At 65.0% G+C, this 23,624-nt stretch carries 25 protein-coding genes; 9 read left to right on the top strand and 16 right to left on the bottom strand.

Annotated features, from left to right (window positions below):
* Positions 1-76: 76 nt before the first annotated feature.
* Positions 77-622 (bottom strand): thioesterase family protein, encoded by a 546-nt coding sequence (locus tag NRG23_RS07310; RefSeq protein ID WP_038631562.1) that lies wholly within the window; start codon positions 620-622, stop codon positions 77-79.
* Positions 623-728: 106 nt separating this feature from the next.
* On the opposite strand from NRG23_RS07310, the gene NRG23_RS07305 reads away from it, so the two are divergent.
* From NRG23_RS07305 to NRG23_RS07295, 3 genes are all read left to right on the top strand, one after another.
* Positions 729-1,691, top strand: a complete 963-nt coding sequence (locus tag NRG23_RS07305) for a GlxA family transcriptional regulator (RefSeq protein ID WP_257374234.1) — start codon at positions 729-731, stop codon at positions 1,689-1,691.
* A gap of 103 nt (positions 1,692-1,794) precedes the next feature.
* The gene (locus NRG23_RS07300; RefSeq protein ID WP_110177370.1) at positions 1,795-2,634 is read left to right on the top strand and encodes a helix-turn-helix domain-containing protein; all 840 of its coding nucleotides are present in this window, start codon (positions 1,795-1,797) and stop codon (positions 2,632-2,634) included.
* A gap of 93 nt (positions 2,635-2,727) precedes the next feature.
* The gene (locus NRG23_RS07295) at positions 2,728-3,138 is read left to right on the top strand and encodes a hypothetical protein (RefSeq protein ID WP_110177368.1); all 411 of its coding nucleotides are present in this window, start codon (positions 2,728-2,730) and stop codon (positions 3,136-3,138) included.
* Between the two features lie 98 nt (positions 3,139-3,236).
* On the opposite strand, the gene NRG23_RS07290 is transcribed toward NRG23_RS07295, so the two are convergent.
* From NRG23_RS07290 to NRG23_RS07265, 6 genes are all read right to left on the bottom strand, one after another.
* The gene (locus NRG23_RS07290; RefSeq protein WP_257374232.1) at positions 3,237-3,677 is read right to left on the bottom strand and encodes a GNAT family N-acetyltransferase; all 441 of its coding nucleotides are present in this window, start codon (positions 3,675-3,677) and stop codon (positions 3,237-3,239) included.
* A 15-nt stretch (positions 3,678-3,692) separates the two neighbouring features.
* The gene (locus tag NRG23_RS07285; protein WP_009048349.1) at positions 3,693-4,091 is read right to left on the bottom strand and encodes a hypothetical protein; all 399 of its coding nucleotides are present in this window, start codon (positions 4,089-4,091) and stop codon (positions 3,693-3,695) included.
* Positions 4,092-4,206: 115 nt separating this feature from the next.
* Positions 4,207-4,572, bottom strand: coding sequence for a DUF2784 domain-containing protein (locus tag NRG23_RS07280; protein ID WP_257374231.1), 366 nt, complete (start codon positions 4,570-4,572; stop codon positions 4,207-4,209).
* A gap of 36 nt (positions 4,573-4,608) precedes the next feature.
* Positions 4,609-5,328 (bottom strand): phosphatidylcholine synthase, encoded by a 720-nt coding sequence (pcsA, locus tag NRG23_RS07275; RefSeq protein WP_007924962.1) that lies wholly within the window; start codon positions 5,326-5,328, stop codon positions 4,609-4,611.
* Positions 5,329-5,631: 303 nt separating this feature from the next.
* Positions 5,632-6,228 (bottom strand): NADPH-dependent FMN reductase, encoded by a 597-nt coding sequence (locus tag NRG23_RS07270; protein ID WP_009048352.1) that lies wholly within the window; start codon positions 6,226-6,228, stop codon positions 5,632-5,634.
* The gene (locus NRG23_RS07265) at positions 6,225-7,079 is read right to left on the bottom strand and encodes a sterol desaturase family protein (protein WP_009048353.1); all 855 of its coding nucleotides are present in this window, start codon (positions 7,077-7,079) and stop codon (positions 6,225-6,227) included. The genes NRG23_RS07270 and NRG23_RS07265 overlap by 4 nt, the downstream gene beginning before the upstream one ends.
* Before the next feature lie 69 nt (positions 7,080-7,148).
* Here NRG23_RS07265 and NRG23_RS07260 point away from each other — a divergent pair, with 69 nt between their 5' ends.
* Complete coding sequence (locus NRG23_RS07260; RefSeq protein WP_257374230.1) at positions 7,149-8,108, top strand: AraC family transcriptional regulator ligand-binding domain-containing protein; 960 nt, start codon at positions 7,149-7,151, stop codon at positions 8,106-8,108.
* A 135-nt stretch (positions 8,109-8,243) separates the two neighbouring features.
* Entirely contained in the window at positions 8,244-9,485 is a 1,242-nt protein-coding gene (locus NRG23_RS07255) for an MFS transporter (RefSeq protein WP_257374229.1), read from the top strand.
* On the opposite strand, the gene NRG23_RS07250 is transcribed toward NRG23_RS07255, so the two are convergent.
* Positions 9,482-10,108: a TetR/AcrR family transcriptional regulator gene (locus NRG23_RS07250; RefSeq protein ID WP_101282185.1), complete on the bottom strand. Its 627-nt coding sequence runs from the start codon at positions 10,106-10,108 to the stop codon at positions 9,482-9,484. The two genes, NRG23_RS07255 and NRG23_RS07250, sit on opposite strands and share 4 nt — an antisense overlap.
* A gap of 93 nt (positions 10,109-10,201) precedes the next feature.
* On the opposite strand from NRG23_RS07250, the gene NRG23_RS07245 reads away from it, so the two are divergent.
* Positions 10,202-10,816 carry an NAD(P)H-dependent oxidoreductase gene (locus NRG23_RS07245; protein ID WP_257374228.1) on the top strand — a complete coding sequence of 205 codons (615 nt, stop codon included), beginning with the start codon at positions 10,202-10,204 and terminating at the stop codon, positions 10,814-10,816.
* Between the two features lie 63 nt (positions 10,817-10,879).
* On the opposite strand, the gene NRG23_RS07240 is transcribed toward NRG23_RS07245, so the two are convergent.
* Positions 10,880-11,197 (bottom strand): DUF2388 domain-containing protein, encoded by a 318-nt coding sequence (locus NRG23_RS07240; RefSeq protein WP_007924983.1) that lies wholly within the window; start codon positions 11,195-11,197, stop codon positions 10,880-10,882.
* Between the two features lie 168 nt (positions 11,198-11,365).
* Complete coding sequence (gene ppnN / locus NRG23_RS07235; RefSeq protein WP_009048358.1) at positions 11,366-12,739, bottom strand: nucleotide 5'-monophosphate nucleosidase PpnN; 1,374 nt, start codon at positions 12,737-12,739, stop codon at positions 11,366-11,368.
* A 472-nt stretch (positions 12,740-13,211) separates the two neighbouring features.
* Here ppnN and NRG23_RS07230 point away from each other — a divergent pair, with 472 nt between their 5' ends.
* A complete protein-coding gene (locus NRG23_RS07230; RefSeq protein WP_124301363.1) occupies positions 13,212-13,616 on the top strand; it encodes a response regulator in 405 nt (134 codons plus the stop codon).
* A gap of 90 nt (positions 13,617-13,706) precedes the next feature.
* Here the strand turns inward: NRG23_RS07230 and NRG23_RS07225 are convergent, their stop codons facing one another.
* Positions 13,707-14,576 carry an oxaloacetate decarboxylase gene (locus tag NRG23_RS07225; RefSeq protein WP_257374223.1) on the bottom strand — a complete coding sequence of 290 codons (870 nt, stop codon included), beginning with the start codon at positions 14,574-14,576 and terminating at the stop codon, positions 13,707-13,709.
* Positions 14,577-15,080: 504 nt separating this feature from the next.
* On the opposite strand from NRG23_RS07225, the gene NRG23_RS07220 reads away from it, so the two are divergent.
* Positions 15,081-15,620, top strand: coding sequence for a DUF4174 domain-containing protein (locus tag NRG23_RS07220; protein WP_124339939.1), 540 nt, complete (start codon positions 15,081-15,083; stop codon positions 15,618-15,620).
* A 133-nt stretch (positions 15,621-15,753) separates the two neighbouring features.
* Here NRG23_RS07220 and NRG23_RS07215 read toward each other — a convergent pair whose 3' ends face one another.
* Positions 15,754-16,977, bottom strand: coding sequence for an aspartate aminotransferase family protein (locus NRG23_RS07215; RefSeq protein WP_028682647.1), 1,224 nt, complete (start codon positions 16,975-16,977; stop codon positions 15,754-15,756).
* A gap of 101 nt (positions 16,978-17,078) precedes the next feature.
* On the opposite strand from NRG23_RS07215, the gene NRG23_RS07210 reads away from it, so the two are divergent.
* Positions 17,079-17,981 carry a LysR family transcriptional regulator gene (locus NRG23_RS07210; RefSeq protein WP_124313261.1) on the top strand — a complete coding sequence of 301 codons (903 nt, stop codon included), beginning with the start codon at positions 17,079-17,081 and terminating at the stop codon, positions 17,979-17,981.
* A gap of 79 nt (positions 17,982-18,060) precedes the next feature.
* On the opposite strand, the gene NRG23_RS07205 is transcribed toward NRG23_RS07210, so the two are convergent.
* From NRG23_RS07205 to NRG23_RS07190, 4 genes are all read right to left on the bottom strand, one after another.
* Complete coding sequence (locus tag NRG23_RS07205) at positions 18,061-19,899, bottom strand: NAD(P)/FAD-dependent oxidoreductase (RefSeq protein ID WP_135006418.1); 1,839 nt, start codon at positions 19,897-19,899, stop codon at positions 18,061-18,063.
* A gap of 141 nt (positions 19,900-20,040) precedes the next feature.
* Positions 20,041-20,433, bottom strand: a complete 393-nt coding sequence (locus NRG23_RS07200) for a VOC family protein (protein ID WP_028682644.1) — start codon at positions 20,431-20,433, stop codon at positions 20,041-20,043.
* 287 nt (positions 20,434-20,720) lie between these two features.
* Positions 20,721-22,034: an FAD-binding oxidoreductase gene (locus tag NRG23_RS07195; RefSeq protein WP_257374220.1), complete on the bottom strand. Its 1,314-nt coding sequence runs from the start codon at positions 22,032-22,034 to the stop codon at positions 20,721-20,723.
* Positions 22,035-22,092: 58 nt separating this feature from the next.
* Positions 22,093-23,457: a glutamine synthetase family protein gene (locus NRG23_RS07190; protein ID WP_103331067.1), complete on the bottom strand. Its 1,365-nt coding sequence runs from the start codon at positions 23,455-23,457 to the stop codon at positions 22,093-22,095.
* Between the last annotated feature and the right edge of the window lie 167 nt (positions 23,458-23,624).

Below are 23,624 nucleotides of genomic sequence, written 5' to 3'. Positions count from 1 at the left end.
TCAAACGCTGGCTGTCGCGCATCAACGCCATTGTCGACCTGGGTCGGCAATGGCGTTGTTGTCTCAGCGACCTGCCTCAACGCGCCGGGTTTTCTTCCGCGCGCAGTTGCACGCTCATGTCATCGCAGCTTTGCGACCAGTCTTTCAGCCACTGTGGCAACTCGGGCGACAGCTCCAGGCCCAGTTCATGGACGAACTCACCGGGGGCGATCGTGCCTTTGGCCGAGCGGAACAGCCCGCGCATCACCACCACGCCGGTGACCCGGCCCTTGCTGACGAAGCGGTGTTCCATAAAGCTCCATTTTTCGTCCCAGCCGAGGATCCGGCTGTGGACCTCGAAGGCTTCGAACAGCTTCAGTTCACGGCGGAACTTGCCCCACACATCACCGACGATCGGCACCGCCCTGTGGCGCAGGGCCACGCGGTAGGCACCGCTGCGCAGGACGAAATCCATGCGCCCGAGGTCGGCCAGGGTGAAGTAGCGGCCGTTGGTGACGTGCAGGTTGAGGTCGAGGTCGAGCGGCCAGACGCGCATGCGCACGACCGTGGTGGCCAGGCCTTCGACCGGCTTGCGCCACGGACGACGAAACAGCATGAGCAGCATGCGGAACCAGAGATTCATGAATACACCGATGATTGAAAGGATGGCCGCACTTTAGGCAAGGGGGATCGGCTAAGCTAGGTGCGCAAATGACTTTTTTCATGCGAAAAGCGCAACGGAATCCACAATGCACGTCACCTTGCTCCTGGTCGATCACTGTTCCGCCGCCAGCGCCACCCTGGCCCTGGAAGTGCTGAGCGCCGCCAACCTGTTCGCCGACACCGCCAACGCGCCGTTCGAGGTGGTGGTCGCCTCGCTGGATGGCGCCGATGTCAGCGCCTGGGGCGGGCAAGCGCTGCGGGTGCAGCAGTCCGTGGCCGAGATCGCCCAGACCGACCTGGTGCTGATCCCCGGTTTTCTCTTCACCTTGAAGGAGGCCTTGCCGGCATTTGCCGGCTATGGGCCTTGGCTGCGACAACAGCACGCTCGGGGTGCGGTGTTGGCCTCGATGTGCACGGCCACCTTCCTGCTGGCCGAAGCCGGCCTGCTGAAGGGCGCCCGCGTCACCACCCACTGGGCTTTCGCCGAGCTGTTCCGGCGGCGTTATGCCGGGGTTGAACTGGACGAGGGGCAGCTTCTCTGCGAGGACCGGGGCCTGATCACCAGCGGCGGCGCGAGCGCGGCCATGGACCTGCTGCTGCACCTGGTGCGGCGTTTCGCGTCCCTGGAGCTGGCGCAGAAATGCGGCAAGTACCTGCTGATCGACAAGGTGCGCAGCGAGCAGTCGGTGTATGTCATGTGGTCATTGCCCAAGAGCCATGGCGATGGCGAGATCCTGCGGGTGCAGGACTGGCTGGAGGAACACTTCGACCAGCCGCTGCTGATCGACGACACGGCCCGGCGCTTCGGCTTCGGCGTGAGGAACTTCAAGCGGCGCTTCAAGGAGGCCACCGGCTACACGCCGCTGGCCTATCTGCAGACCCTGCGCCTGGAAAAGGCCAAGGAGCTGCTGGAGTCCACGCGCATGACCCTGGACAGCATCACCTACAAGGTGGGCTACGAAGACAGCAACTCGTTTCGCCGGCTGTTCCAGCAACGGGTCGGCCTGCTGCCGGCGGCTTACCGCAAGAAGTTCCAGGCCGCCGGCTGAATGCCGGCGCTGCTTGGCGAAATGCCCCGCGGCCAGCACAATCCCCTGCGTCAGGGAGTCGGGCCGGTCAGTGGCCCAAGTCTCATCCTCCACGGGTTTCGCCATGCCGGTACTGCACGACCAATATCAACCCCAGGACCCGGACCGGATCGACCGGCCGCTGTATGCGCTGCGGATCTCCATGCAGGCCACGCGCTGGGAGCGGCCCTGGCACAGCCATCGCAAGGCGCAGCTGCTGTTCCCGCTGGCCGGGGTGATTACCTGCGAGACCGATGAAGGCCTGTGGATGGCACCGCCGCACTGCGCGGTGTGGATTCCCGGGGATATGCGGCACAACGTGCGGGGCCTGGAGCGGACCGAGAGTTACTGCCTGTTCGTCGAACCGGAACAGGTCCGCGGCCTGCCCGGGGCCTGTTGCACCCTGGCGGTTTCGCCGCTGTTGCAGGCGTTGCTCAAGCGGTGCGTGGAGGTGCCCGAGCTCTATGACCTCGACGGCCCGCAGGGGCGCTTGATGGCGGTGGCCCTGGATGAACTGGCCGCCGCGCCCCAGGAGCAGATCCACCTGCCCATGCCCCGACACCCACAGCTGCGCGCCATGGCCGCGTCGATCATCGAGCAGCCGGCCGAGCGTCGCAGCCTGGGTGGCTGGGGCGAGCAGATCGGCATGAGCGAGCGCAACCTGAGCCGTCTGATCCTGGCCGAGACCGGCCTGAGTTTCGGCCAGTGGCAACGCCAGTTGCACATCCTGCTGGGGATCAAGCGCCTGGCCCGGGGCGAGTCGGTGGAGAGCGTGGCGCTGGGCCTGGGTTATGAAAGCGCCAGTGCCTTTATCCGCATGTTCAAGAAGGCCGTGGGCCAGCCGCCGGCGCGTTTCCTCGCCGAGCGCAGAATGCTGCTGGGCGACCATTCGGCGGTCCGGGACGTGGAATCTTCATTTGGCTGAATCGGTCAATCGCTTGTCCAGATTGACTGATGCAGACAAGGTTTCCTTTGCAGATGATAGGTATTCTTGTTTGTCTCTTGTCGAGGAAGCCTTATGAACATCGACCATCGTCAGTTTCCCCTGGTCTGGATGCACTACCGCGGCGCGGCCGGCCAGACCGATCCTTTCAGCCAGCTCGACCAGTTGCTGCAACGCCAGAAGCCCTTTGTGCTGGTGACCGCCGACGCGCCTGGGGAACAACCGCAGCCGGGCGAAGACGCACAGGCCAGCCTCAAGCAGGCCTCCTTGTGGATGAAGCGCAACAAGGAGGCGATCCGCCGCTGGATCCGGGCCAGTATCGTCATCGCCCCCGACGGCGCGACCCAGGCCCGGGTGGAAGCCTTCGCCGACACCTACCGCAAGTTCTGGGGTTACCCCCTGCTGCACTGCGCTTCGAAGGAGGCCGCCGTGACCATGGTCGACCAGTTGCTGGGGCAAAAGCGGATCAACAGCCATAACTGGTGAGCCAACCCCTTCCTCTGTAGGAGCGAGCTTGCTCGCGATGAACGATAACGCAGTGGATCAGGTACTCCGCGGCGCGGCCATCGCGAGCAAGCTCGCTCCTACAAAACCTTGCTCATAAAGACCCGGCTGCTGCCTTCGGGGGCGCAGGGGATTTCGCCGAAGCGTTGCCAGCCGTGTTTTTCGTAGAAGGACGGCGCCTGGAAGCTCAGGGTGTAGAGCACGGCCGAGCGGCAGCCGCGGCGCCGGCCTTCGTCTTCGCACGCCTGCAGCAGTCGGGCGCCGAGGCCCGCGCCGCGCAGGCTGTCGGGCAGGTAGAACAGGTCGATGAACAACAGGCCCAGGGAGGTGCGGCCGCTGATGCCGCCCAGGACCTGGCCGGTCTCCGGATCCTGGAGTTCCACGGCCAGGGGCTGCCGGTCGTGGTAGCCGGTCATCTGCTCATTGAAGGTGGCGAGGCCATTGCCGAGCAGGGTTTCGAAGCTGCTGTCGATTGTGTCGCTGATGACGATCGAGGGGCTGGCCGTGACGGCGTGTTTCATAGGGGGTATTCCAGTTCAGGCGTCGCGCAACAGGTCGTGGGCGTCGAGCAGGCGGTAGGCGATTTCCGGGTTCTTCTCCAGGCCACGGCGGATGGCGGCGGGGATCGATTGGCGGGTCTTGCGGCACAGGCCCGGCAGCTCGTCGAGCTGGATGGCGATGCCGCGCATGCTGCGCACTTCGTTGAAGCTGGGGGCAATCTGCACGCGGATGCCCAGCAATTCGTACATCCGCCGCTGCATGTGTTCGAGGTCGCTCAGGCTTTGCAGGTTCTCCAGCCGGTCGAGCAGGCGCTTTTCCTCCTGGCGGGTCAGGCCGAGGATGCGCAGGTCGGTGCCAGGGGTTTGCAGCAGGCGCTCGCGGTCGCAGTTGCAGGCGCCGGGCGGGCAGGGCTGGCGGATCTGGAAATCGGGCATCTATGGACTCCACTCGAAGCGATCGCGGATCGCCGTTGCCCACGGGGTTGCCTGGAAATATACACAGACGGGGCAGGCTGTGGCGCGGGAATCGCCAGCCACGCCGTCGGTTTTTTCAAGGTTGCCGGCGCCGCCACCACAGCCGGCCGTAGACCAGGACGTTGATCAGCAGCACCAGCGCGCCGAGGACCAGCTGGATCTGCGGTGTCAGCCCGGCCGGGTAGATCAGCGGGATCAGGTAGTGCTCGATGAAACCGTCGCCATAACCCTGCTGGCCGGCGCCGTGGCGCAGGTGGTTTTCCCAGTCGGTCAGCGGGCAGGGCAGGTGGAAGATTTCGACCGCCACGCCCCAGGTCGCGGCGGGCAGGTGCAGCCAGGCCAGGCGCGGCCACTTGAGCACCAGCAGGCCACCGAAGAGCACGAACAGGATGAAGGTCAGGTGCAGCGAAACCAGGGTGTCGGCGGCGAAGCGGTAGAGCATGTCGAGTCTCGTTGCGGTCAGGGGTACAGCAGGGGTTCAGGTTCGCGCGCGGTCGAACCAGCCCAGCGCGGTGCGCCAGATGCAGATGCCGAGGAAGTACGCCGACATCGCCAGCCACAAGCCCATCACCCAGGGACCATTGTAGGGATGGTTGATCACCAATGACAGGCTGCACAGCAGCCAGATGGCGGTCACCGCGATGTTCACCGGCATGAAGCGGCGCACGCGGAAGGGGTGGAGGAATTTCATCCGGGTCAGGGTCAGCAGCGCCAGGACCACGATGCTCGAAAGGCTCAGCCAGGGTGTCGGGGCAAGGATGTACAGCGCCAGCGCCACCACGTTCCAGGCCGCGGGAAAGCCGACGAAATAGTTGTCCTTGCTCTTCATGTTGACGTTGCAGAAGCAGAACAGCGACGACACCAGGATCACCGAGGTCGCCAGCAGCGCGCTGTAGTCCGGCAGCGGGATGTAGCGATAGATGAACAGCGCCGGGATGAACACATAGGTCAGGTAGTCGATCACCAGGTCCAGCACCGAGCCGTCGAAATGTGGCAGCACCGACTGCACATTGACCTTGCGCGCCAGCGAGCCGTCGACCCCATCGACGATCAGCGCCACGCCCAGCCACAGCAGGCAGGCCTTGGGCTGGTTGTCGAACAGCGCCAGGGTGGCGAGGAAGGCCGTGACCACGCCGGTCGCGGTGAAACCATGGGCGCCCCAGGCTTTGAGACTGGCGATGTGTCGGGTCGTTATCACGGGTGTTCTCCAGGAAATGAAACCAGCCGTACGACGCCCCATTGGAAGAAACGGGGGCTTATCGCCAAACCTGGCCAGACTGCATCTATCGACCGGGCCGGCGGCGATAAGGTTCACCGCTGCCCGCGTCTTTGTCAGGCCACTCATGGACTTGTCGGCGTGCAGCATGGCGCCCAAGCCCGTGGCGGCTCCTAAGACTGTAGCCACAGTTTGGCGGGGACGGGCCCTGGCGAACGCGAATTTCTTCACGGCGCTGGGGGAGGCAGGGCGCCCACCGTGGCATTCACTTCCGGTGTCGCGGTGCTACATCCCGTTGGCGAAGGGCACGGCCCGGATATCGATGCGCGAGCGCAGGTGCTTCATCGCACCGGCGTACTCGGCCAGGACCTCCAGGGTCCAGTCGGCACGAGCGCGCAGGTGGCGTTCTTCGGGCGTGGGCTCGGCATGCGCATTGAATGCGCCTTCCACCTGGCGAACGATCAGCTGCTCCGGCAAGTAGCAGATCCGGCAGTTCTTGTAGCTGGAGACGCGCAGCTCGGCGAGCGGATAGGCACCACCGAGGCCGGCCGAGACCCCGACCAGCAACGCCGGCTTGTGCCCCAACTCGGTGTGGCCGGCATACACGAAGAAGTTCTTGATGGCCGGGCAGGCCATGCCGTTCCACTCCGGCGTCACCACCACCAGCGCGTCGGCCTGGCGCAAGGTGGCCGAGTATTGGCTCCAGGCATCGTTCGAGTCCGGGCTTGGCCAGAGCGGCAAGGGCGAGCGCCCGAGGTCGAGCAGCGTGACCTGCTCGCAGAGTTTCAGCTGTTGCAGGCGTTGGCCCAGGTAATGGGCGACCTTGGCCGACTGGCTGTCGGGCTGGCTGGAGCCGGCGAGCAGCGCGATATGCAGGCTCATTGCACCACCTCCTGCTTGGCTTCGGGCCGCGCCACGGGTTTGGGCGAGCGCACCAGCGGCCAGAACAGTTCCTGCTGCCAGCTGATGGGGCGCAAATCCTCGATGCCATAGGCACTGGGCCGGCGGCGGGTGATTTTCGCGGTGCCGAACAGCACGTCCCAGAAGAACAGCAGATTGCCGAAATTACCCTTGTAGTGGGTCACCCCGTCATGGGCGCTGAGGCCGTGGTGGGCGGAGTGGGTGGAAGGGGTCGAAATGGTCCGCTCCAGCAACCACATCAGTGGGCGCAGGGCCGGGATGCGATAGAGCCGGTCGTCCCAGGCGACGCTGCTGTGGGCGGCGAAGATCACCGTCATCTTGACGATCAGGTAGCCGTAGTAGACCGGCGCCAGGCCCATGTAGATCAGCAGGCCAGAGAGCCAGATGCCCGGCATCAGCAGGTAATAGAAACTGTTGTTGCGGTAGACGATGCGGATGCTCATGTACGGCGCCGAATGGTGCGCGCGGTGCAGCGCGTAGAGGAACGGCAGGCGGTGGGTCAGGCGATGCCACCAGTACTGGGTCATGTCATCGAGCAGCAGGAACAGCGCCGCGCCCGCCACCCAGTGCAGGTCGCCCAGGCTGTTCTTCAGCGACGGCGCGAAGGTGTCCAGCAGCAGGGTGCTGAGGAACATCACCAGGGGGAAGGTGAGGCCCAGCAACAGCGAGGAACCGATGATCTCGATCAGCACATCGCGGCGCTGGCCCTTGGGTTGGCGAAAGCAGGTACAGGCGATTTCCAGGAGGATGAAACCGAGGAAAATCCCGGCCACGACCAGGATTGGATTGTTGGCGAGCATTGTTGTATTCATGGCAATCTCGAGTCAGGCCCGACATGGGCATTGCCCGAACAATAAGAAACCAAGAGCCGCCCGGACCCTATGCGCGAACTGGACAAAAACACTGGCGAAGAGGCCAATCAGCCGCTCCGCCGTTTTCACCGGGGCCAGCTCGGCCGGGTGCTGGAACGGGTGCTGCAACGCCAGACCCGCGGCGACCGCCAGGATTACAACCTGCTCGAGCTCGAACAACTGTGGCGCCTGGCGGCAGAGCGCGACCCGGCCATCGGCCTGCACCTGTTCGGCGAATTCACCCCCCAGGACCTGCACGTACTGGCCTACATCTGCCTGTACTGCCCGGACGTGCGTGGCGCCATGCAGTGCTGGGCCGACTACGCCGCGCTGGCCTCGGACATGGACAGCCTGAGGCTGGTCAGCGACGGCGACCTGCTCGGCGTCGAACTGTGCATCGACGCGCCCGCCAGGCTGACCCGCTACGTGGTGGAGCATTACTGCGTCATGGCCCTGACCCAGATCCGCCACGGCACCGGGCAAGCTGTGCGCCCGGTGCGCGCCTGCTTCAGCCATTCGCGACCGGCTTACCACGAGGAATATCGCCAGTGGTTCGGCGATAACTTCGAGTTCGATTGCCCGCGCAACTGCCTGTACTACGACCAGGCCACCCTGCGCCTGCCGCTGCTGACGCGCCACGCCGGCATGCAGGCGTTGCTGCGCAGCGAGCTGGACCGGCGCCTGGCCCAGCGCCTGCAACTGGCTGGCTGGACCGGCAAGGTCGCGGCCAGCATGCGCGACAGCCTGGCCCGTGGCGTGGTGCCGAGCCTGGAGAACCAGGCCGAGACGCTGTACCAGAGCCCGCGGACCCTGCGCCGGCGCCTGGAAGAGCAGGGCATGACCTTTCGCCAGTTGCTCGATCAGGTCCGCGCCGAGCTGGAGCAGCAGCTGGAGTTTCTCGGCGAGAGCCGTGCCCAGATGGCGGCCCAGCTGGGTTACGGCGACCTCGCGGCGTACCTGCATGCCCGCAAACGCTGGAAGCGCGACTGAATCCAGCACACGCGCGACATCACAGCAGGCGTTGTGCGGATTCCTGAAAGGAATCCACTCTATAAAAAACATGAATTTTATTTATCGAATTCGAGCCTGTAGCGTGGCCCCGTCCCTGACCGATGGAGCGCCCTCATGTCCACCCCGCAGCCGCCGTCTCCCGCCGAACGCTACTGGCAGCGCAACCTCGCGGTATGCGCCCTGGGGGCGTTCACCACCATTGTCGCGATGACCCTGCTGTTGCCGTTCCTGCCGTTGTACGTCGAGCAACTGGGCGTCAGCGATCCGGCGGCCATCGTCCAGTGGTCCGGCGTGGCCTTTGGCGCGACCTTCCTGTCGGCGGCGATCACCGCGCCCTTGTGGGGCCGTCTGGGCGATCGCTACGGGCGCAAGCTGATGCTGATCCGCGCCAGCCTCGGCATGGCGCTGGCCATGTCGCTGATCGGCCTGGCGGAGAACGTCTGGCAACTGGTGTTGCTGCGCCTGCTGGCGGGCTTGCTCGGCGGTTATGCCTCGGGGGCGACCATCCTGGTCGCCACGCAGACCCCCAAGGCGCGCTCCGGCTGGGCGTTGGGCGTGCTGTCTTCGGGGATCATGGCCGGCAGCCTGGCCGGGCCTCTGATAGGTGGCCTGCTGCCGCCGCTGATCGGCATCCGCAACACCTTCTTCATCGCCGGCGCGGTGATCTTCGTGACCTTCCTGGCCACCACTTTTTTGTTGAAAGAGGCGCCGCGCGAGCCACGCCAGGCAACGCAAAAGGGCCAGGCGCCGGAGCATTCCTGGGTGTCGGTGACGGACAAGAAACCGCTGCTGAGCATGTTCGCGGTGGCCTGCCTGCTGATGTTCGCGACCATGTCCATCGAACCGATCATCACCGTGTATCTGCAGGAGCTGCGGGCGGAAAACGTCACCCTGATGGCGGGGCTGGTGATGTCCGCCGCGGCCCTGGGCAGCATCATTTCCGCGTCGCAGCTGGGCAAGCTGGCCGACCGTATCGGCCACTGGCGGGTGCTCACTGTGTGCCTGGCCGCGGCGGCGCTGCTGCTGATTCCCCAGGCGCTGGTCAGCGCGCCCTGGCAACTGGTGCTGCTGCGTTTTCTCATGGGCCTGGCGTTGGGCGGGCTGTTGCCTTGCATCTCCAGCATCATTCGCCATTCGGTGCCGGAAAACATCGCCGGGCGGATGCTTGGCTACTCGACCTCCAGCCAGTACGTCGGGCAGGTGCTCGGCCCCCTGGCCGGGGGCTTTCTCGGCGGGCACTTCGGCATGCGCACGGTGTTTGTCGGCACCTGCGGCGTCATGGCCCTGTGTGCCCTTGTCACCTGGTGGTTCGGCTCGATGAAACCTGCCGTGGCGGTGGCCGGCGAAGCCGGTTAGACCGGGCCGGCACCACGCCGCACGCTGCGTTCGACCATGGCGACAATGGTCTCGAACAGCTCGTCGCGGGCTTGCTCGCGGCTGATCTCTCCGGTGGCCGCGGCATGGGACAGGGCCTCGGCGGCCCCGAGCATCGCCCGCAGGCCAGCCGTGGCTATGGTCCCGGGCGCCGCGAAGGGGGCGAGGGCGGCGCGGCATTTTTCCAGGAAGATCAGCTCGTACTCCTCCTTGATCCGCGCCAGTTCCGGCGTACTGGCCAGGGCGGCGATCACCCCGGGGATCTCCCGCCCCTGGGTCAGCACGCAGTCGACATAAGAGCCGGCGATGACCGCCGCGCGGCTGTCCAGGGTCGCTTCGCTGCGCTCCAGGGCGGCGTCCATCAGCAGCGTCTGGCGTGCATCGAAGTCCTGGTACAGCGCCGCCAGCAGCCCGGCGCGGGTGACGAAATGGTCATAGACCACCGGCTTGGTCACCCCGGCCTGCTCGGCGAGGCGGCCCAGGGTCAGGGCCTCGGTGCCTTCGGCGCCGATCAATTGCCAGGCCACTTCCAGCAGCTGTTGCAGGCGCTCTTCCCGGGACAGGCGGCGACGGGGGGGTGAAGCCTCGGAGGGGGTGCTTGACATGCTTATATACCAAAAGTAACTTACTGTTCGTAACTTACCAAAAGTATATAGGGCCTGGTTGCCGCCCTCAATTCATTTGCAGGAGCCTTTGCCATGCATGCGCTTATCGTTGTCGCCCACCATGATCCCCGCTCGCTCAGCCACAGCCTGGCGGCGCAGGTCGCCGAGGGCCTTGGGCCGGCCCACTCGTTCGAGATCGCCGACCTGTTCGCCGAGGCATTCGACCCACGCTTCAACGTCGCCGACCACGCGGTCCACCGCCGGCAGGAACAGCCTCCGGCCGACGTGCTGGCCGAGCAGGCGCGCATCGACCGTGCCGATGCGCTGGTGCTGGTCTATCCGGTGTACTGGTGGTCGATGCCGGCGCTGCTCAAGGGCTGGATCGACCGGGTGTTCGCCAACGGCTGGGCATTCGATTTCAACCTCGAAGCCAATCGCTTTGAGAAGAAACTCGAACACCTGCGGGTGCACCTGCTCGGCATCGGTGGGGCCGATGCCGGCACATACGGGCGCCACGGCTACGAGGTGGCGATGAAGACCCAGATCGATCACGGGATCTTCGATTACTGCGGCGCGCGGTTGCTGACCTCGCAGCTGCTGCTGGAATCGGAAAGCCAGGACCCGGCGCTGCATTTGCGCACGGCCCGGGCCATCGGTCGTGGTCTGTTCACCCGCGCCGAAACCGCCGCGGCGGTCCAGGTGGGGTGAGGGGAGGATGCACCGTGCGGCTCCGCGACGTCCCGGTCGCGGAGCGCAGGACGGCACAGGCCGTTAGTGCCCGGCGGGCTGCGCCTGTTGAGTGAGGATGGCCCTGGCCAGTTCTTCATCGCTGGCGTTGAGGCCTGGGTTTTCCTGGCGGATTTTCTGCAGCACCGACTCCAGGTAGACACCACGGATGGCACCACCGCTGGCGACGAAACTGGAGGCGTCGTCACGGGCGGGAATCACCATTTTGTCGTCCTTGAAGGTCGAGTACAGCGAGGCGGAAACCCCTGCCGAGGTGGCGACATCACCCGCATCGACACGGGCCATGGCTGAACCTGCGGGCAGACAGAGCAACAACGAAGAAACGAGTAATAGGCGGCGCATGAGGGCGTCCTCCGACAGCGTGAAGCAAAAAGGAAGTACTACACCATCTAGGATGCGCGGTACTGCCCGGGAGTTCCCTGGGCGCCGGCTGTACCCGCTGGCCGGGCGTTTTGCGTGGGGCAGGAAGCGGCCCCCGGCATTGCACCGGAGGCCGTCGTCAACGGGCTGTCAGCTGACGACCCGGTAGCACGGCACATAGGCCGCGCCGCCCGGCAGTTTCATCCGGTGCTGCTGGACGAAGGATTTGAGCAGGTGATCCAGCGGCTGCATGATCGCGGTGTCGCCGTGGATTTCGTACGGGCCGTGCTTCTCGATCAGGCGGATGCCCTTGTCCTTGACGTTGCCGGCGACGATGCCGGAGAACGCGCGGCGCAGGTTGGCCGCCAGTTCGTGGGACGGCAGTGCGTGGTCCAGCTGCAGGCCGGCCATGTTGGCGTGGGTCGGGTCGAACGGGCGCTGGAAGCCTTCGTCGATTTTCAGCAGCCAGTTGAAGTGGAAGGCGTCGTTGCGTTCGCGGCGGAACTGCTTGACCTCCTTGAGCCCCTCGGTCATCTGCCGGGCGACCTCGGCCGGGTCGTCGATGATGATCTGGTACAGGCTGTGGGCCGCATCGCCCAGGGTCGCGCCGACGAAGGCATGCAACTGCTCCAGGTACGGCGCGGCGCTTTTCGGCCCGGTGAGGATCACCGGGAACGGCAGGTCGCGATTGTCCGGGTGCATGAGAATGCCCAGCAGGTACAGGAACTCCTCGGCGGTGCCGGCGCCGCCCGGGAAGATGATGATGCCGTGGCCGACGCGGACGAAGGCTTCCAGGCGCTTCTCGATGTCCGGCAGGATCACCAGCTCGTTGACGATCGGGTTCGGCGCCTCGGCGGCGATGATGCCCGGCTCGGTGAGGCCCAGGTAACGGCTGCCGCTCATGCGCTGCTTGGCATGGGCAATGGTCGCGCCCTTCATCGGGCCCTTCATCACGCCCGGGCCGCAACCGGTGCAGACGTCCAGTTTGCGCAGGCCCAGCTCATGGCCGACCTTCTTGGTGTACTGGTATTCCTCGGTGCTGATCGAGTGGCCGCCCCAGCACACCACCATCTTCGGCTCCACGCCCGGGCGCAGGGTGCGGGCGTTGCGCAGCAGGTGGAAGACGTAGTCGGTGATGCCCTGGGAGCTTTCCAGGTCGATGCGCTGGCTGGCCAGCTCGCTTTCGGTGTAGACGATGTCGCGCAGGGCGCTGAACAGCATTTCCCGGGTGCTGGCGATCATCTCGCCATCGACGAAGGCATCGGCCGGGGCGTTCAGCAGTTCCAGGCGCACGCCACGGTCCTGCTGGTGGATGCGGACTTCGAAATCCTTGTAGGCGTCGAGGATGGTCTTGGCGTTATCGACATGGGCGCCGGTGTTGAGGATGGCCAGGGCGCACTGGCGGAACAGGGCATAGATGCTGCCGGAACCGGCTTCGCTGAGTTGTTGCACTTCACGTTGGGACAAAGTCTCCAGGCTGCCTTTGGGGCTGACCGAAGCGTTGATGACGTGTCTTGGTTGCATTCTGGATTCCTTGAAAGCGAGACCACCGGCCCATACGGGCCCATGGCTTAAGAATAGTGAGCGGCGGTCGGGACGCCGGGAAAAACATTCTCCCGGGCTTCACGACGCAAAGGCAAACGGGGCCACCGGAACATGTGGCCTGTGCGCCTCGCTACTTTCTCACAGCTGGTGGTCCGAAGCGAAAGCGGCGTGCATCGCCCTTGGCTATGCTCAGCCCATTCACCCATAGGGCTGGGGAGCGCAACCGGGCGCCGGCAGTGCCAGTCTGGTCACGACATCGGGAGTGCGTGAACATGCATCCGAGCGGCCTGCGGTCAACAAGAGCTGCTGAAGTGATTGCCTGTCATGTCACCCATGGCGCTCCGTCGATCTTGTCCGAAGCCTGAATGAATTTATCGGCCCGGCACTGCTCATAACTCTAAATGGCGTAATCGCGCCAGGATCGTGTACGCAGTCAGGGAGCGGCATCCTCATGAGTCCAGTGTCATCCGTCAATCCAGGCCAGCCTTGTCGCCTGCTGTTGGTGGTCGAGGACGAGCCGATGATCCTGGAGTTTCTCTGCGAGATCCTGCAGGACGAGGGTTTCGCCACCCAGGCCATGCCCAGCGCGGATGCGGCGCTGCGGTTCCTGGAAAGCCATCCGGAGCAGGTGCGCCTGCTGCTGACCGATATCAATATGCCGGGCACCCTGAACGGCGCGGGCCTGGCCAACCGGGTGCGCGAGCGCTGGCCGGGCATGCCGGTGCTGGTGATGTCCGGTTACGAGACGCCGCAGAGTTCCGGCATCCGCTACCCGGTGTCGTTCATCCGCAAACCCTGGACCATCGGGCAGATCCTCGACTGTGTCGATGAGGCGTTGAACGGGACGGGGGAATAAAGAGTGGGGCGGAAGGTGAGGCGCGAAGCGGCTTTCGACCACCCAGGACCTCGGGTCCTCGGTGATCGCAAGGGAGGGTGAGCTAGCGGCTCACTCTTTGACGCTCATGAACTCTTTGGCCCAGACGATGTAGTTCTCGGGCTGGGTGTAGGTGTGGGCCAGCTCGGTAGCGCTGAGGTCCGAGGCCTGGGTGAAGATCTGCCGCTGTTCGCGCAGGCAGTCGTAGGTGGCCTTGATCGCCGCGAAATACGCCGCGTGGCCGTCGACGATGATCTTCGCGCCCAGTTGCGCCAGGCGCGCATCGTCGCGCAGCGCCGGGTTGCCGTAGGTCACCAGCATCAGGGGCACCGACAGGTGCTCGGAGATCTGTTCCAGTTGCTCGAAATCCTTGACCCCGACCATGCAGATGCCGTCGGCGCCGGCGCGCTCGTATTGCTGGGTGCGGCTGATGATTTCCTGGATCGGCAGGATCGCCGCGTTGGTCCGGGCGATGATCGCCAGTTCCGGGTCGACCCGGGCTTCCAGCGCCGCGCGGATCTTGCCCACGCCTTCGGCGACCGAGATCAGGTCGGTGGACTTGCGTCCGAACTGGGCCGGCAGCAGGGTGTCTTCGATGGTCAGGGCGGCGACGCCGGCGCGCTCCAGCTCGACCACGGTGCGCATCACATTGAGGGCGTTGCCGTAGCCGTGGTCGGCGTCGGCGATCACCGGCAGTTGGGCGACGCGGCCGATGCGGGTGGCCTGCTCGGCGAATTCGCTCAGGGTGATCAGGGCGAAGTCAGGCGCGGCCAGCACCTGCAGCGAGGCGACGGAGCCGCCGAGAATGCCCACTTCGAACCCCAGGTCGGCGGCGATCCGCGCTGACATCGGGTCGAAGACGGAGGCAGTGTGGAAGCAGGAGTCTGAAGCGATCAACTCGCGAAAACTACGGCGTAAATCTTGATGAGACAGCCTGGACATACGAACTCCCGGAAGGAGGTAAAAGAGATGCCGACGATAGCGTCGAGTCAAAAATGCAATCGGTCGTCCAGCGAGCCTGTGTAGGAGGTTCGCTGCGAAAACCTGGGCAGATGAAGACGAAGCAAGCAGGTATGAAACGGCGGGTGACGCCGCACCGGATGGAAAAAGCCAGGCGGGCGCTCTTGTTATGGCCGGGGTGAAGGCTATCACGCCGCCGCGGCGAAAATGATGACGAATTCGTATGGGCCCATGCCAGAACGGCATAGGCCATGCCGGTTGTCATGGGCGCCAGGGCGGGTCGATCATGCCGATTGAGAGGGTTCGCTCATCACTGGTATTTATGGAAGCGTCGATCGCTCGCGACGAAAACGAGCACGCGCAGCGACGGTTCCCGCACCGCGGATCACGGGCATGGCTCAATAAAATGTCAGAATTTGAGTCCAGGTCTGGACCTTTTCCCCTGATGCGCAATCATTAGGACGTGGATACCCAAAGGAGAGACGCATGTTCATTCGGTCATTGACCCTCGCAACGCTGCTCGCTGTCGTCGGCCCCGCAATGGCGGCCGACAACGAAGGCCCTCTGGCCCAGGATCAGGGCAAGGCGCGCCCACTGATCGTGATCGCACCCAGCTCCGTGGACCCGACCCTGGTGGCGCTGAAGAAATCCCTCGACGAGCCGGCCAACCGCCAGGCCTTCAGCGAACGCAACATGGTGCTCTACACGGTGATCAACACCATTGGCCAACGCGACGGCAAGGACCTGGACCCGCAATCGACCATGGCGCTGATCCGCAGCCTGAAGCTTGGCGCCGGGGCGCAGACCAAGGTGATCCTGGTGGGCAAGGACGGCGAGAAGAAGCTCGAGCATTTCGGGGCCATCGAACTCAAGGAAGTCTTCAGCACCGTCGACCAGCTGCCGGCGGCGGAGAAGGAAGCCGTTGCGCCGACGTTAGCGCCGGTCTCGGAAGTCAAGGCAGCCCACGCCGGCAAGGCCGCCAAATCGGGTAAGCCAGCGGCGCCACCGAAACCGCTGGACGACTGAGCCCGGCCCACACCGTTTGCTGATCCATCCCATCGCGAGCAAGCTCGCTCCTACAGAAACACGCATGCCCCCTGTAGGAGCGAGCTTGCTCGCGAAGCGTTCTGATTGACCTCACCCGGCCATCAGGCATCGGTCACGACACCGCCAGCATTCCTTCCACTCTTGCTGCATCGCCATCGACCTCGGCGCTTTGCAATGTCCGGCTGACCCCGCGCACGATCATCTCGACCTCGCGTTCGTCGACGATCAGCGCTGGCAGCAGGCGGATGGTGCTGCCCCGGGTCACGTTGATCAGCAGTCCGTGATCCTGGGCCGCCCGGAGCGCCAGCTCGCGTTGTGGGGCTTTCAGTTCGATGCCGATCATCAACCCCAGGCCGCGCACCTGCAGGACCTGTGGGTGATCGGCCAGTTCCGTCCGCAGGCGTTGCAGCAGGTGCTCGCCCTGGCGCCTGGCGTTGGCCAGCAGGCCTTGTTGCTCGATGATCTCCAGCACGGTGCAGGCCACCCGGCAGGCCAGCGGGTTGCCACCGAAGGTGCTGCCGTGGCTGCCGGGGGTGAACAAGTGCGCGGCCTTGCCCCGGGCCAGGCAGGCACCGATGGGGATGCCGTTGCCCAGGCCCTTGGCCAGGGTCATCACATCCGGGACTACGCCTTCATGCTGGCAGGCGAACCACTGGCCGGTGCGGCCGATGCCGGTCTGGATCTCGTCGAGCATCAGCAGCCAGTTGCGCCGGCTGCACAGTTCGCGCACGCCCTTGAGGTAGCCGGGCGGGGCCAGGCGGATACCGCTTTCGCCCTGGATCGGCTCCATCAGCACCGCGGCGATACGCGGGCCGTGGGCCTGCGCGGCTTGCTCCAGGGCGGCCAGATCACCGAAGGGCAGCTTGAGAAAATCCCCCGGCAGCGAGTTCAGGCCCAGACGTACCGCCGGCCCGTCGCTGGCCGCCAGGGTGCCCAGGGTACGGCCGTGGAAGGCGTTCTCCATGACGATGATCAGCGGCCGCTCGATGCCTTTGTGCCAGCCGTGCAGCCGCGCCAGCTTCAACGCGGTCTCGTTGGCTTCGGCGCCGGAGTTGTTGAAGAACGCCCGGTCCATCCCGGCCAGGCGGGTCAGCCGCTGCGCCAGTTGCTGTTGCCAGTCGATGCCGTAGAGGTTGGAGGTGTGCAGCAGCAGGCCGGCCTGTTCGCTGATGACGCTGACCAGTCTGGGATGGGAATGGCCGACGCCCGTCACCGCCACGCCGGCCACCGCGTCCAGGTATTCGCGGCCGGCCTGGTCCCAGAGGCGCGTGCCCAGGCCGCGGGTGAAGCTCAGCGGCAGCGGCTGATAGGTGTTCATCAGGCAGGTGGCGGTCATGACGGGTAGCTCCATCTAGTGTGGTGTGCTGGCAGTATCGTTAGCCACCTGAGCTAGATAAACTCGTCAATTCTTTAATCATCTTCAAGTCAGGGTTGATAATGGATCTGTTCCAGGCGATGACGGTGTACGTGAAGGTGGTGGAGGCGGGGAACATGACTGCCGCTGCCCGCGAGTGCGGCCTGTCCACCACCATGGTCGGCAATCACCTGCGGGCCCTGGAGCAGCGCCTCGGGGTCAGCCTGCTCAGCCGCACCACCAGGCGCCAGCGCCTGACCGAGTTCGGCGCCGAGTATTACCAGCGTTGCCTGGCGGTGCTGGGGTTGGTGGCGGACTCCGAGCGCATGGCGGAACAGGTCCAGGGCGAGCCGTCGGGCACCCTGCGCATCACCGCACCGCTGACCTTCGGCACCGAGCGCCTGGCGCCGGCCCTGAGCGAATTCCAGCAGCGCTGTCCGCAGGTCAAGGTGGAACTGACGCTGGCCAACCAGCGCTTCGACCTGATCGACGGTGCCTTCGACGTGGCTTTTCGCCTGGGCAACCTGGACACCTCGTCGCTGATCGCCCGGCCCCTGGAGGACTACACCCTGACCATCTGCGCGGCGCCGGACTATCTACAGCGCTGCGGCACGCCACGAGTCCCGGAGGACCTGCAGCACCACAACTGCCTGGCGTTCGCCTATCCGGCCGGTGACGAGTGGAGCTCCACCGCCACCCAATGGCCGTTGCGCGGGCCCGAAGGGGACGTGCTGATCCCGGTGTCCGGTTCGCTGCTGACCAACACCTCGTCCGGCCTGCACCGCGCAGCGCGGGGTGGCCTGGGGGTGGTGATGATGCCTGATGCCCTGGTGGAAGAAGACCTGCAACAGGGGCGGCTGGTGCCCGTGCTGCAGGACTATCAATTGCCCCTGCGGGCGATGCACCTGCTCTACGCCCAGGACCGTTACCGCCTGCCCAAGCTGCGCAGTTTCGTCGAGTTCGCCTTGGAGAAATGGGGGCGCTAAGCAAGCGCCATGTCATGAAACAAAGACCCCGTCGTGCCGACCTGGCAGCGACGGGGTCTGGAGTGGCGCTATTTGCCGGTCAGTTCAACTCGACCGGTTTCAACTGTTCCCAGGATTCCACCGGCCCCGGGTTGGCCGGCTGGCTGCCACCGCCAAAACACACCGCCAGCTTGTTCAGCGCATTGATCGCGGTGGTGACCGCGCCTTCGGCCCAGCCGGCCGTCCAGGACACGTCATCGCCCGCCAGGATGAAGCGGTCGGGATTGCCCGTGTCGATGCCGCTCATGAACTGGGAAAAGATCCGCCGCTGATATTCGTACTGCCCTGGCAGGTTCATCTTGAAGGCGCCCAGGTACAGCGGCTGATCCTCCCAGTTGTGCTCCACGAACGCATTGACGGTGCTGTATTGCTCGTTGAGGTTGATCCCCGGATAGATGTTGTCCAGCAGGTTAGTGCACAGCTCGACATGCTGCGGCAACGGCGCGGGGCGGTCGCCGAGGAATTTCAGCGCATCGTCGTTCCAGGTGTAGGACAGGAAGATCCCGCTGCCTTTGTAGTCGCCCTTGCTGGCCGAGTAGTCGACCAGGTAAGTGCCGCGGGTCAGGCGGTCGGAGAGGGTGATGCTCATCTTGCGTTGCTCGTCGCCCACCACAAGGTCGTTCCAGAACGGGCGCTGGGTGGCGGCGAAAATCTTCGCCGACTGCATGTAGTGGGTGTACATGATGGCTTCCCAGGTATCGATGGGCAGCAGGCTGTTCATGGCGGGAAGGCTTTGCGGGTTCCCCGAGTAGCGCAGTTTGTCGAGGATCCGCACATGCGGGGTGTAGATGACGCTGGGGAAGTGGCACTGCTGGGTCTTTCGGGTGCGGGTGTCGGTGATGGCGACGCGGAAGGAACCGTCCGGTTGACGCTCGATGTGTCGCACCTCCTTGTGGAACGGGTCGTCGAACACCTCGCGCGACAGCGCTTCGACCGTGGTGTCCTCGCCCCAGTGCAGCATCACGTCCCCCAGTTCCTTCGGCGCCTTGGACCAGAGTCGTTGTGGCAGGCTCGAGGAGCCGTCGAACATCAGTTGGTGGTCGGCATCCAGGCCGGTGTACAGCACGCGCAGCAACTCGAGGATGCTGTTGGGGTAGTCGGTGTTCCAGCCGCCGGTGCCGAAGCCGATCTGGCCGAACAGGTCGATATCGGCCTTGCTCCAGCCGGAATTTTCCAGGAGCGCGGCGTAGAAGCTGACGTCGTCGCCGCTGGTTCCCGACTGAGGTTTGACGATGGCATTCCAGAGCTGCTTGATCTTCTGTTGATCGATGGAGCCCTCGGTCATGGCCTTTTCCAGATCTTTGAAGTGGTAGTTTTCCAGGAAGTCATCGAAGAACTGGTTTTCCAGCTCGACGTATTCCTGTGGCTTTGGAAAGGCCGGGTTGCCGTCCACTTCGTAATAGACCTTCTCTCCACGGTAATCGACCACCGTACTGATCGCCGCGGCAGTCCCCGGGTTGGGAAAGTCCGCCGAGTTTTCGGTCATGCCGACTTTGCGGAAGTAGTGGAACAGCGCCTTGCCCGACACCGGGAAACGCATCGCGCCCAGTTCACAGAGCACCTGGCTGCCCGGGTTTTCGGGGTCGCCCTGGACTTTGGAGTAGAGTCGTCCGCCGATGCGCTCGGAGGCTTCGACCACCACCGGGTGCAGGCCCATGCGCATGGCTTCATAGGCGGCGACCAGGCCGGCGACGCCAGCGCCGACGATCAACACTTTCTGCCCATAGTTCGCCGGGTCTACCTGGCAGGGGGGAAGCTTTCGATTAGCCGCGCTCTGCAAATAGTTGGCGTAGTGAAAGGGGAAGTCCGGAATCAGCGCAGTGACATCCTTGTTCATGCGCAGGGGAGAGCGGTTGGTTCTTGAAGGAATCGCAGACATGGGGTTTCTCCTTGAAAGTCATTTCCATGTGTTTCCACTTGCTCGATGGCTCTATATCCATAGTCGCCGAGGCTTCAGCCTAGAGCAGATTCCCGGGTTGTATAGGTTGGGCGGGGTTTGTGCCCGCACGAGCCGAAGGAACTAGGACTGCACCGCCGTGCACAACTCCACCAGCAGGCCGTCGGGGCAACGCACGTAGGACACGGTCTGCCCCCAGGGTTTTTCGCCGGGCGCGCTGAGTTCGCTGGCGCCGGCATCCAGTGCCCGCTGGTGGGCGGCGTGCACGTCTGCGCAGACCAGGCCGATTTCCATGCCCAGCGGCCTGGCCGAACTGTGGGCCTCGACGTGGCCGCCGTTGAAGTTCATTGCGCCCAGTTCATGGGCGGCGAAGGCGAGGGCGGTGGCGCCGGTTTCCAGTTCGCCGTAGGTGCCGGACTCATGGAGAAAACGGGTGGGCAGGCCGAAGGCGCGATTGAAGAAAGCCAGCGAGGCGCTGACATCCGGGACATAGAAAATGGTGTAGGCGAATTTCATGCTTGAGCGATCCTTGTTCATTGAAACTGGAGGGCCACGAAGGCCGGTTTATGTGTTGACCTGGCACCCGCTTGGGCGTGCGCTTGAGTAGGAGTGCCCGGTCGGTTTTGGCACTGAGCATTCAGGGTGCCGCGCAAGCGTACTACCCGATTCCAGGGACGATGATTTTCAATGGTTACAGATCGCTACCAGGCAGGTGTCGCGGCGAAAGGCTTGCTGGCGATGGCGGTCGTGAGGGCGCTATCGCGAGCAAGCTTCGCTCCTACAGAAGCGAGGAGTACGGGGCCTTAGCGCAACCGTTCAAGCATCTGGTAGTACCACATGCCTGCCGCCAGCATCGGGTTGCCCAGATGGTCGCCGAAGGGCACGCGGATGTGCTGGCAGGCGGCGAAGGTGTCGTAGTCGCCCAAGTGCCCGGTGATGGCCTGGGCCATGATCTCGCCCATGATGTGGCTGGTGGCGATGCCGTGGCCGGAGTAGCCCTGGCAATACCAGACGTTGTCCGAGAGCTTGCCCAGTTGCGGGATGCGGTTGATCACGATGCCCATGGCGCAGCTCCACTGGAAGTCGATGGCCGCGCCCTTGAGCGCCGGGAAGGTGCGTTCGATGCACGGGCGCAGTTCGCCGGCGATGTCCCGCGAGTCCTTGCCGCTGTAGTTGGCGCCGCCACCGAACAGCAGGCGGCCGTCGGCGGTCATGCGGTAATAGTCGAGCACGAAGCGGCAGTCGTAGACCGCCAGGTCCTGGGGGTTGAGGCGCTTGGCCAGGTCGCCCAGGGGCGCGGTGGTGACGATGCCGCCCATGGCCGGGAAGATCTTGCCCTTGAGTTGTTTCGGCTCCAGCTTGTGGTACACGTCGCCGGCCAGCAGCACCTGTCTGGCGTCGATGCGGCCCTGGGCGGTGATCACCGCCGGGCGCTCGCCGTGGACGATCTGCAGCACTTCGCTGTGCTCGAAGATCAGCGCGCCGAGGCTCTCGGCGGCGCGGGCTTCGCCGATGCACAGGTTCAGCGGATGCAGGTGCAGGTTGCGGGTGTTCTTGATCGCACCGTGGTACAGCGGGCTGTCCAGCACCTCGCGCAGCTGTTGCTGGTCCAGCAGGCTGACCTCGTCGCCCATGCCGCGGCGCACCGCTTCTTCATAGTCGGCACGCAGGCCGGCGAGGTGGCTGGGCTTGTAGGCGGCATGCAGGTGGCCGTGCTTGAGGTCGCAGGCGATGGCGTATTTGTCTACGCGCTGGCGGATGATCCGGTGCCCGCGCCAGCGCAGTTGCCAGATGAAATCGTCGACCTCGTCGCCCAGGGTGCGGCGCATCTGCTTGCGCATGGCCTCGTCGCCGGACAGGCTGCCGGTGACCTGGCCGCCGTTGCGCCCGGTAGCGCCCCAGCCGATCTTGTGGCTTTCGACCAGGGCCACTTTCAGGCCTTTTTCCGCCAGTTCCACGGCGCTGGCGACGCCAGTGAAACCGCCGCCGATGATCACCACGTCGACGCTCACCTGGCCTTGCAGGGGCGGGTAGGCGGTTTCGTCATTCAGGGTGGCGCTGTAGTAGGAAGGGCAGCGTTCGGCTGCCGGTGTTACCGGGTTGAATGCGGCTGTCATGGGTCGTTCTCGAATGCTGGGAAGGGGCCGGGCCGGCGCTATGACGCCGGCCAGCGCGTCACGCCTGGGTCAGGTACCAGCGCCAGTCCTGCTCGCCGACTTCGGCCATGAACTGGCGGTATTCGGCGCGCTTGACCGCCAGGTAGACCCCGAGGAATTCGCTGCCCAGGGCATTGCGGGCCCAGCTGGAGTTCTCCAGGGCGGTCAGCGAGGTCAGCCAGTCGGTGGGCAGCAGTTCGCTGGCCTGGGCATAGCCGTTGCCTTGCACCGGGTCGCCCGGATCGAGTTGTTCGCGCAGGCCGCGATGGATCCCGGCGAGGATCGCCGCGGCCGCCAGGTAGGGGTTGGCGTCGGCGCCGCAGATGCGGTGCTCGATATGCCGGCTGTTGGCCGGGCCGCCCGGCACTCGCAGGCTCACCGTGCGGTTGTCGACGCCCCAGGTCGGTGCCAGCGGCGCGTAGCTGTTGGCCTGGAAGCGGCGATAGGAATTGGCGTTGGGGCAGAACAGCAGCAGCGAGTCGAGCAGCGACGCGAGCATGCCACCCACCGCCTGGCGCAGCAGCGGGGTGCCGGCCGGGTCTTCGGCGGCGAACAGGTTGTGGCCCGCGGCGTCGGCGAGGCTCACGTGCATGTGCATGCCGGTGCCCGCCAGGTCATCGAAGGGCTTGGCCATGAAGGTCGCCTGCATCCCGTGCTGGTGGGCCACGGCCTTGACCAGGCGCTTGTAGCGCACCGCCTGGTCCATGGCCTCCAGGGCATCACCGTGCTCCAGGGTGATTTCCACCTGGCCCGGGGCGTATTCGGAAATCGCCGTGCGCGCCGGAATGCCTTGCAGCTTGCAGGCGGCGTAGAGGTCGGCGAGGAAGGGTTCGATCTGCTCCAGCTCGCGCAGGCCATAGACCTGGGTGTGCCGTGGCCGGCCGCCGTCGGCGTCCAGCGCCGGTTGCGGGCGGCCGTTGCTGTCGCGCTTGGTATCCAGCAGGTAGAACTCCAGCTCGCAGGCCATCACCGGGTGATATCCCTCGGCCTTGAGCTGGTCGATGACCTTGATCAACAGGTGGCGCGGGTCGGCGATGCTGGCCGGCAGGCCTTCCTGCGGGTGCATGCTGACCTGCACCGCGGCGGTGGGGATCTGTCGCCACGGCAGGCGCACCAGGCTGCCGGCCAGCGGGTAGGCGCGGCAGTCGATATCGCCGACGTCCCAGACCAGACCGGAGTTTTCCACGTCGTCGCCCTGCAGGGTCAGGCCGAGGATGGTGCTGGGCAGCGGGCGGCCGCTTTCATAGACCGCCAGCAGTTCTTCGCGGTGCAGCAGCTTGCCGCGCGGCACGCCGTTGGCGTCGAGGATGAACAGCTCGATCATGTCGATATCGGGGTTGGCGGCCAGGAAGCTACGGGCCTCATCAAGGGCTGCAAATTTCATGGTTCTCTCGCTTGCGCCATGACGGCGCGCAGGTTCGGTTCATGCAGCGGCGCCGGCATGGCCCGGTTGCAATGGCAGATAGCAAGGCGGCAAGGCTCGACGCGCAAAGGCGCGCGTTCAGAGCGAAAGCGAGAGATCCGGAGGGCGCGAGGAATGACGCAGGCGGG

It is taken from the genome of Pseudomonas sp. T8, assembly GCF_024610635.1.
In the GTDB taxonomy this organism is placed as follows: Bacteria; Pseudomonadota; Gammaproteobacteria; order Pseudomonadales; family Pseudomonadaceae; genus Aquipseudomonas; species Aquipseudomonas chlororaphis_I.
Note: the sequence above shows the minus strand (reverse complement) of the source record. Positions and strands in the feature narration are given on the sequence as shown.

Coding starts and splice junctions, on each gene's coding strand:
- NRG23_RS07310 (WP_038631562.1), bottom strand. CDS start 622: ATGAATCTCTGGTTCCGCATGCTGCTCATGCTGTTTCGTCGTCCGTGG.
- NRG23_RS07305 (WP_257374234.1), top strand. CDS start 729: ATGCACGTCACCTTGCTCCTGGTCGATCACTGTTCCGCCGCCAGCGCC.
- NRG23_RS07300 (WP_110177370.1), top strand. CDS start 1,795: ATGCCGGTACTGCACGACCAATATCAACCCCAGGACCCGGACCGGATC.
- NRG23_RS07295 (WP_110177368.1), top strand. CDS start 2,728: ATGAACATCGACCATCGTCAGTTTCCCCTGGTCTGGATGCACTACCGC.
- NRG23_RS07290 (WP_257374232.1), bottom strand. CDS start 3,677: ATGAAACACGCCGTCACGGCCAGCCCCTCGATCGTCATCAGCGACACA.
- NRG23_RS07285 (WP_009048349.1), bottom strand. CDS start 4,091: ATGCCCGATTTCCAGATCCGCCAGCCCTGCCCGCCCGGCGCCTGCAAC.
- NRG23_RS07280 (WP_257374231.1), bottom strand. CDS start 4,572: ATGCTCTACCGCTTCGCCGCCGACACCCTGGTTTCGCTGCACCTGACC.
- NRG23_RS07270 (WP_009048352.1), bottom strand. CDS start 6,228: ATGAGCCTGCATATCGCGCTGCTCGCCGGCTCCAGCCAGCCCGACAGC.
- NRG23_RS07265 (WP_009048353.1), bottom strand. CDS start 7,079: ATGAATACAACAATGCTCGCCAACAATCCAATCCTGGTCGTGGCCGGG.
- NRG23_RS07260 (WP_257374230.1), top strand. CDS start 7,149: ATGCGCGAACTGGACAAAAACACTGGCGAAGAGGCCAATCAGCCGCTC.
- NRG23_RS07255 (WP_257374229.1), top strand. CDS start 8,244: ATGTCCACCCCGCAGCCGCCGTCTCCCGCCGAACGCTACTGGCAGCGC.
- NRG23_RS07250 (WP_101282185.1), bottom strand. CDS start 10,108: ATGTCAAGCACCCCCTCCGAGGCTTCACCCCCCCGTCGCCGCCTGTCC.
- NRG23_RS07245 (WP_257374228.1), top strand. CDS start 10,202: ATGCATGCGCTTATCGTTGTCGCCCACCATGATCCCCGCTCGCTCAGC.
- NRG23_RS07240 (WP_007924983.1), bottom strand. CDS start 11,197: ATGCGCCGCCTATTACTCGTTTCTTCGTTGTTGCTCTGTCTGCCCGCA.
- ppnN (WP_009048358.1), bottom strand. CDS start 12,739: ATGCAACCAAGACACGTCATCAACGCTTCGGTCAGCCCCAAAGGCAGC.
- NRG23_RS07230 (WP_124301363.1), top strand. CDS start 13,212: ATGAGTCCAGTGTCATCCGTCAATCCAGGCCAGCCTTGTCGCCTGCTG.
- NRG23_RS07225 (WP_257374223.1), bottom strand. CDS start 14,576: ATGTCCAGGCTGTCTCATCAAGATTTACGCCGTAGTTTTCGCGAGTTG.
- NRG23_RS07220 (WP_124339939.1), top strand. CDS start 15,081: ATGTTCATTCGGTCATTGACCCTCGCAACGCTGCTCGCTGTCGTCGGC.
- NRG23_RS07215 (WP_028682647.1), bottom strand. CDS start 16,977: ATGACCGCCACCTGCCTGATGAACACCTATCAGCCGCTGCCGCTGAGC.
- NRG23_RS07210 (WP_124313261.1), top strand. CDS start 17,079: ATGGATCTGTTCCAGGCGATGACGGTGTACGTGAAGGTGGTGGAGGCG.
- NRG23_RS07205 (WP_135006418.1), bottom strand. CDS start 19,899: ATGTCTGCGATTCCTTCAAGAACCAACCGCTCTCCCCTGCGCATGAAC.
- NRG23_RS07200 (WP_028682644.1), bottom strand. CDS start 20,433: ATGAAATTCGCCTACACCATTTTCTATGTCCCGGATGTCAGCGCCTCG.
- NRG23_RS07195 (WP_257374220.1), bottom strand. CDS start 22,034: ATGACAGCCGCATTCAACCCGGTAACACCGGCAGCCGAACGCTGCCCT.
- NRG23_RS07190 (WP_103331067.1), bottom strand. CDS start 23,457: ATGAAATTTGCAGCCCTTGATGAGGCCCGTAGCTTCCTGGCCGCCAAC.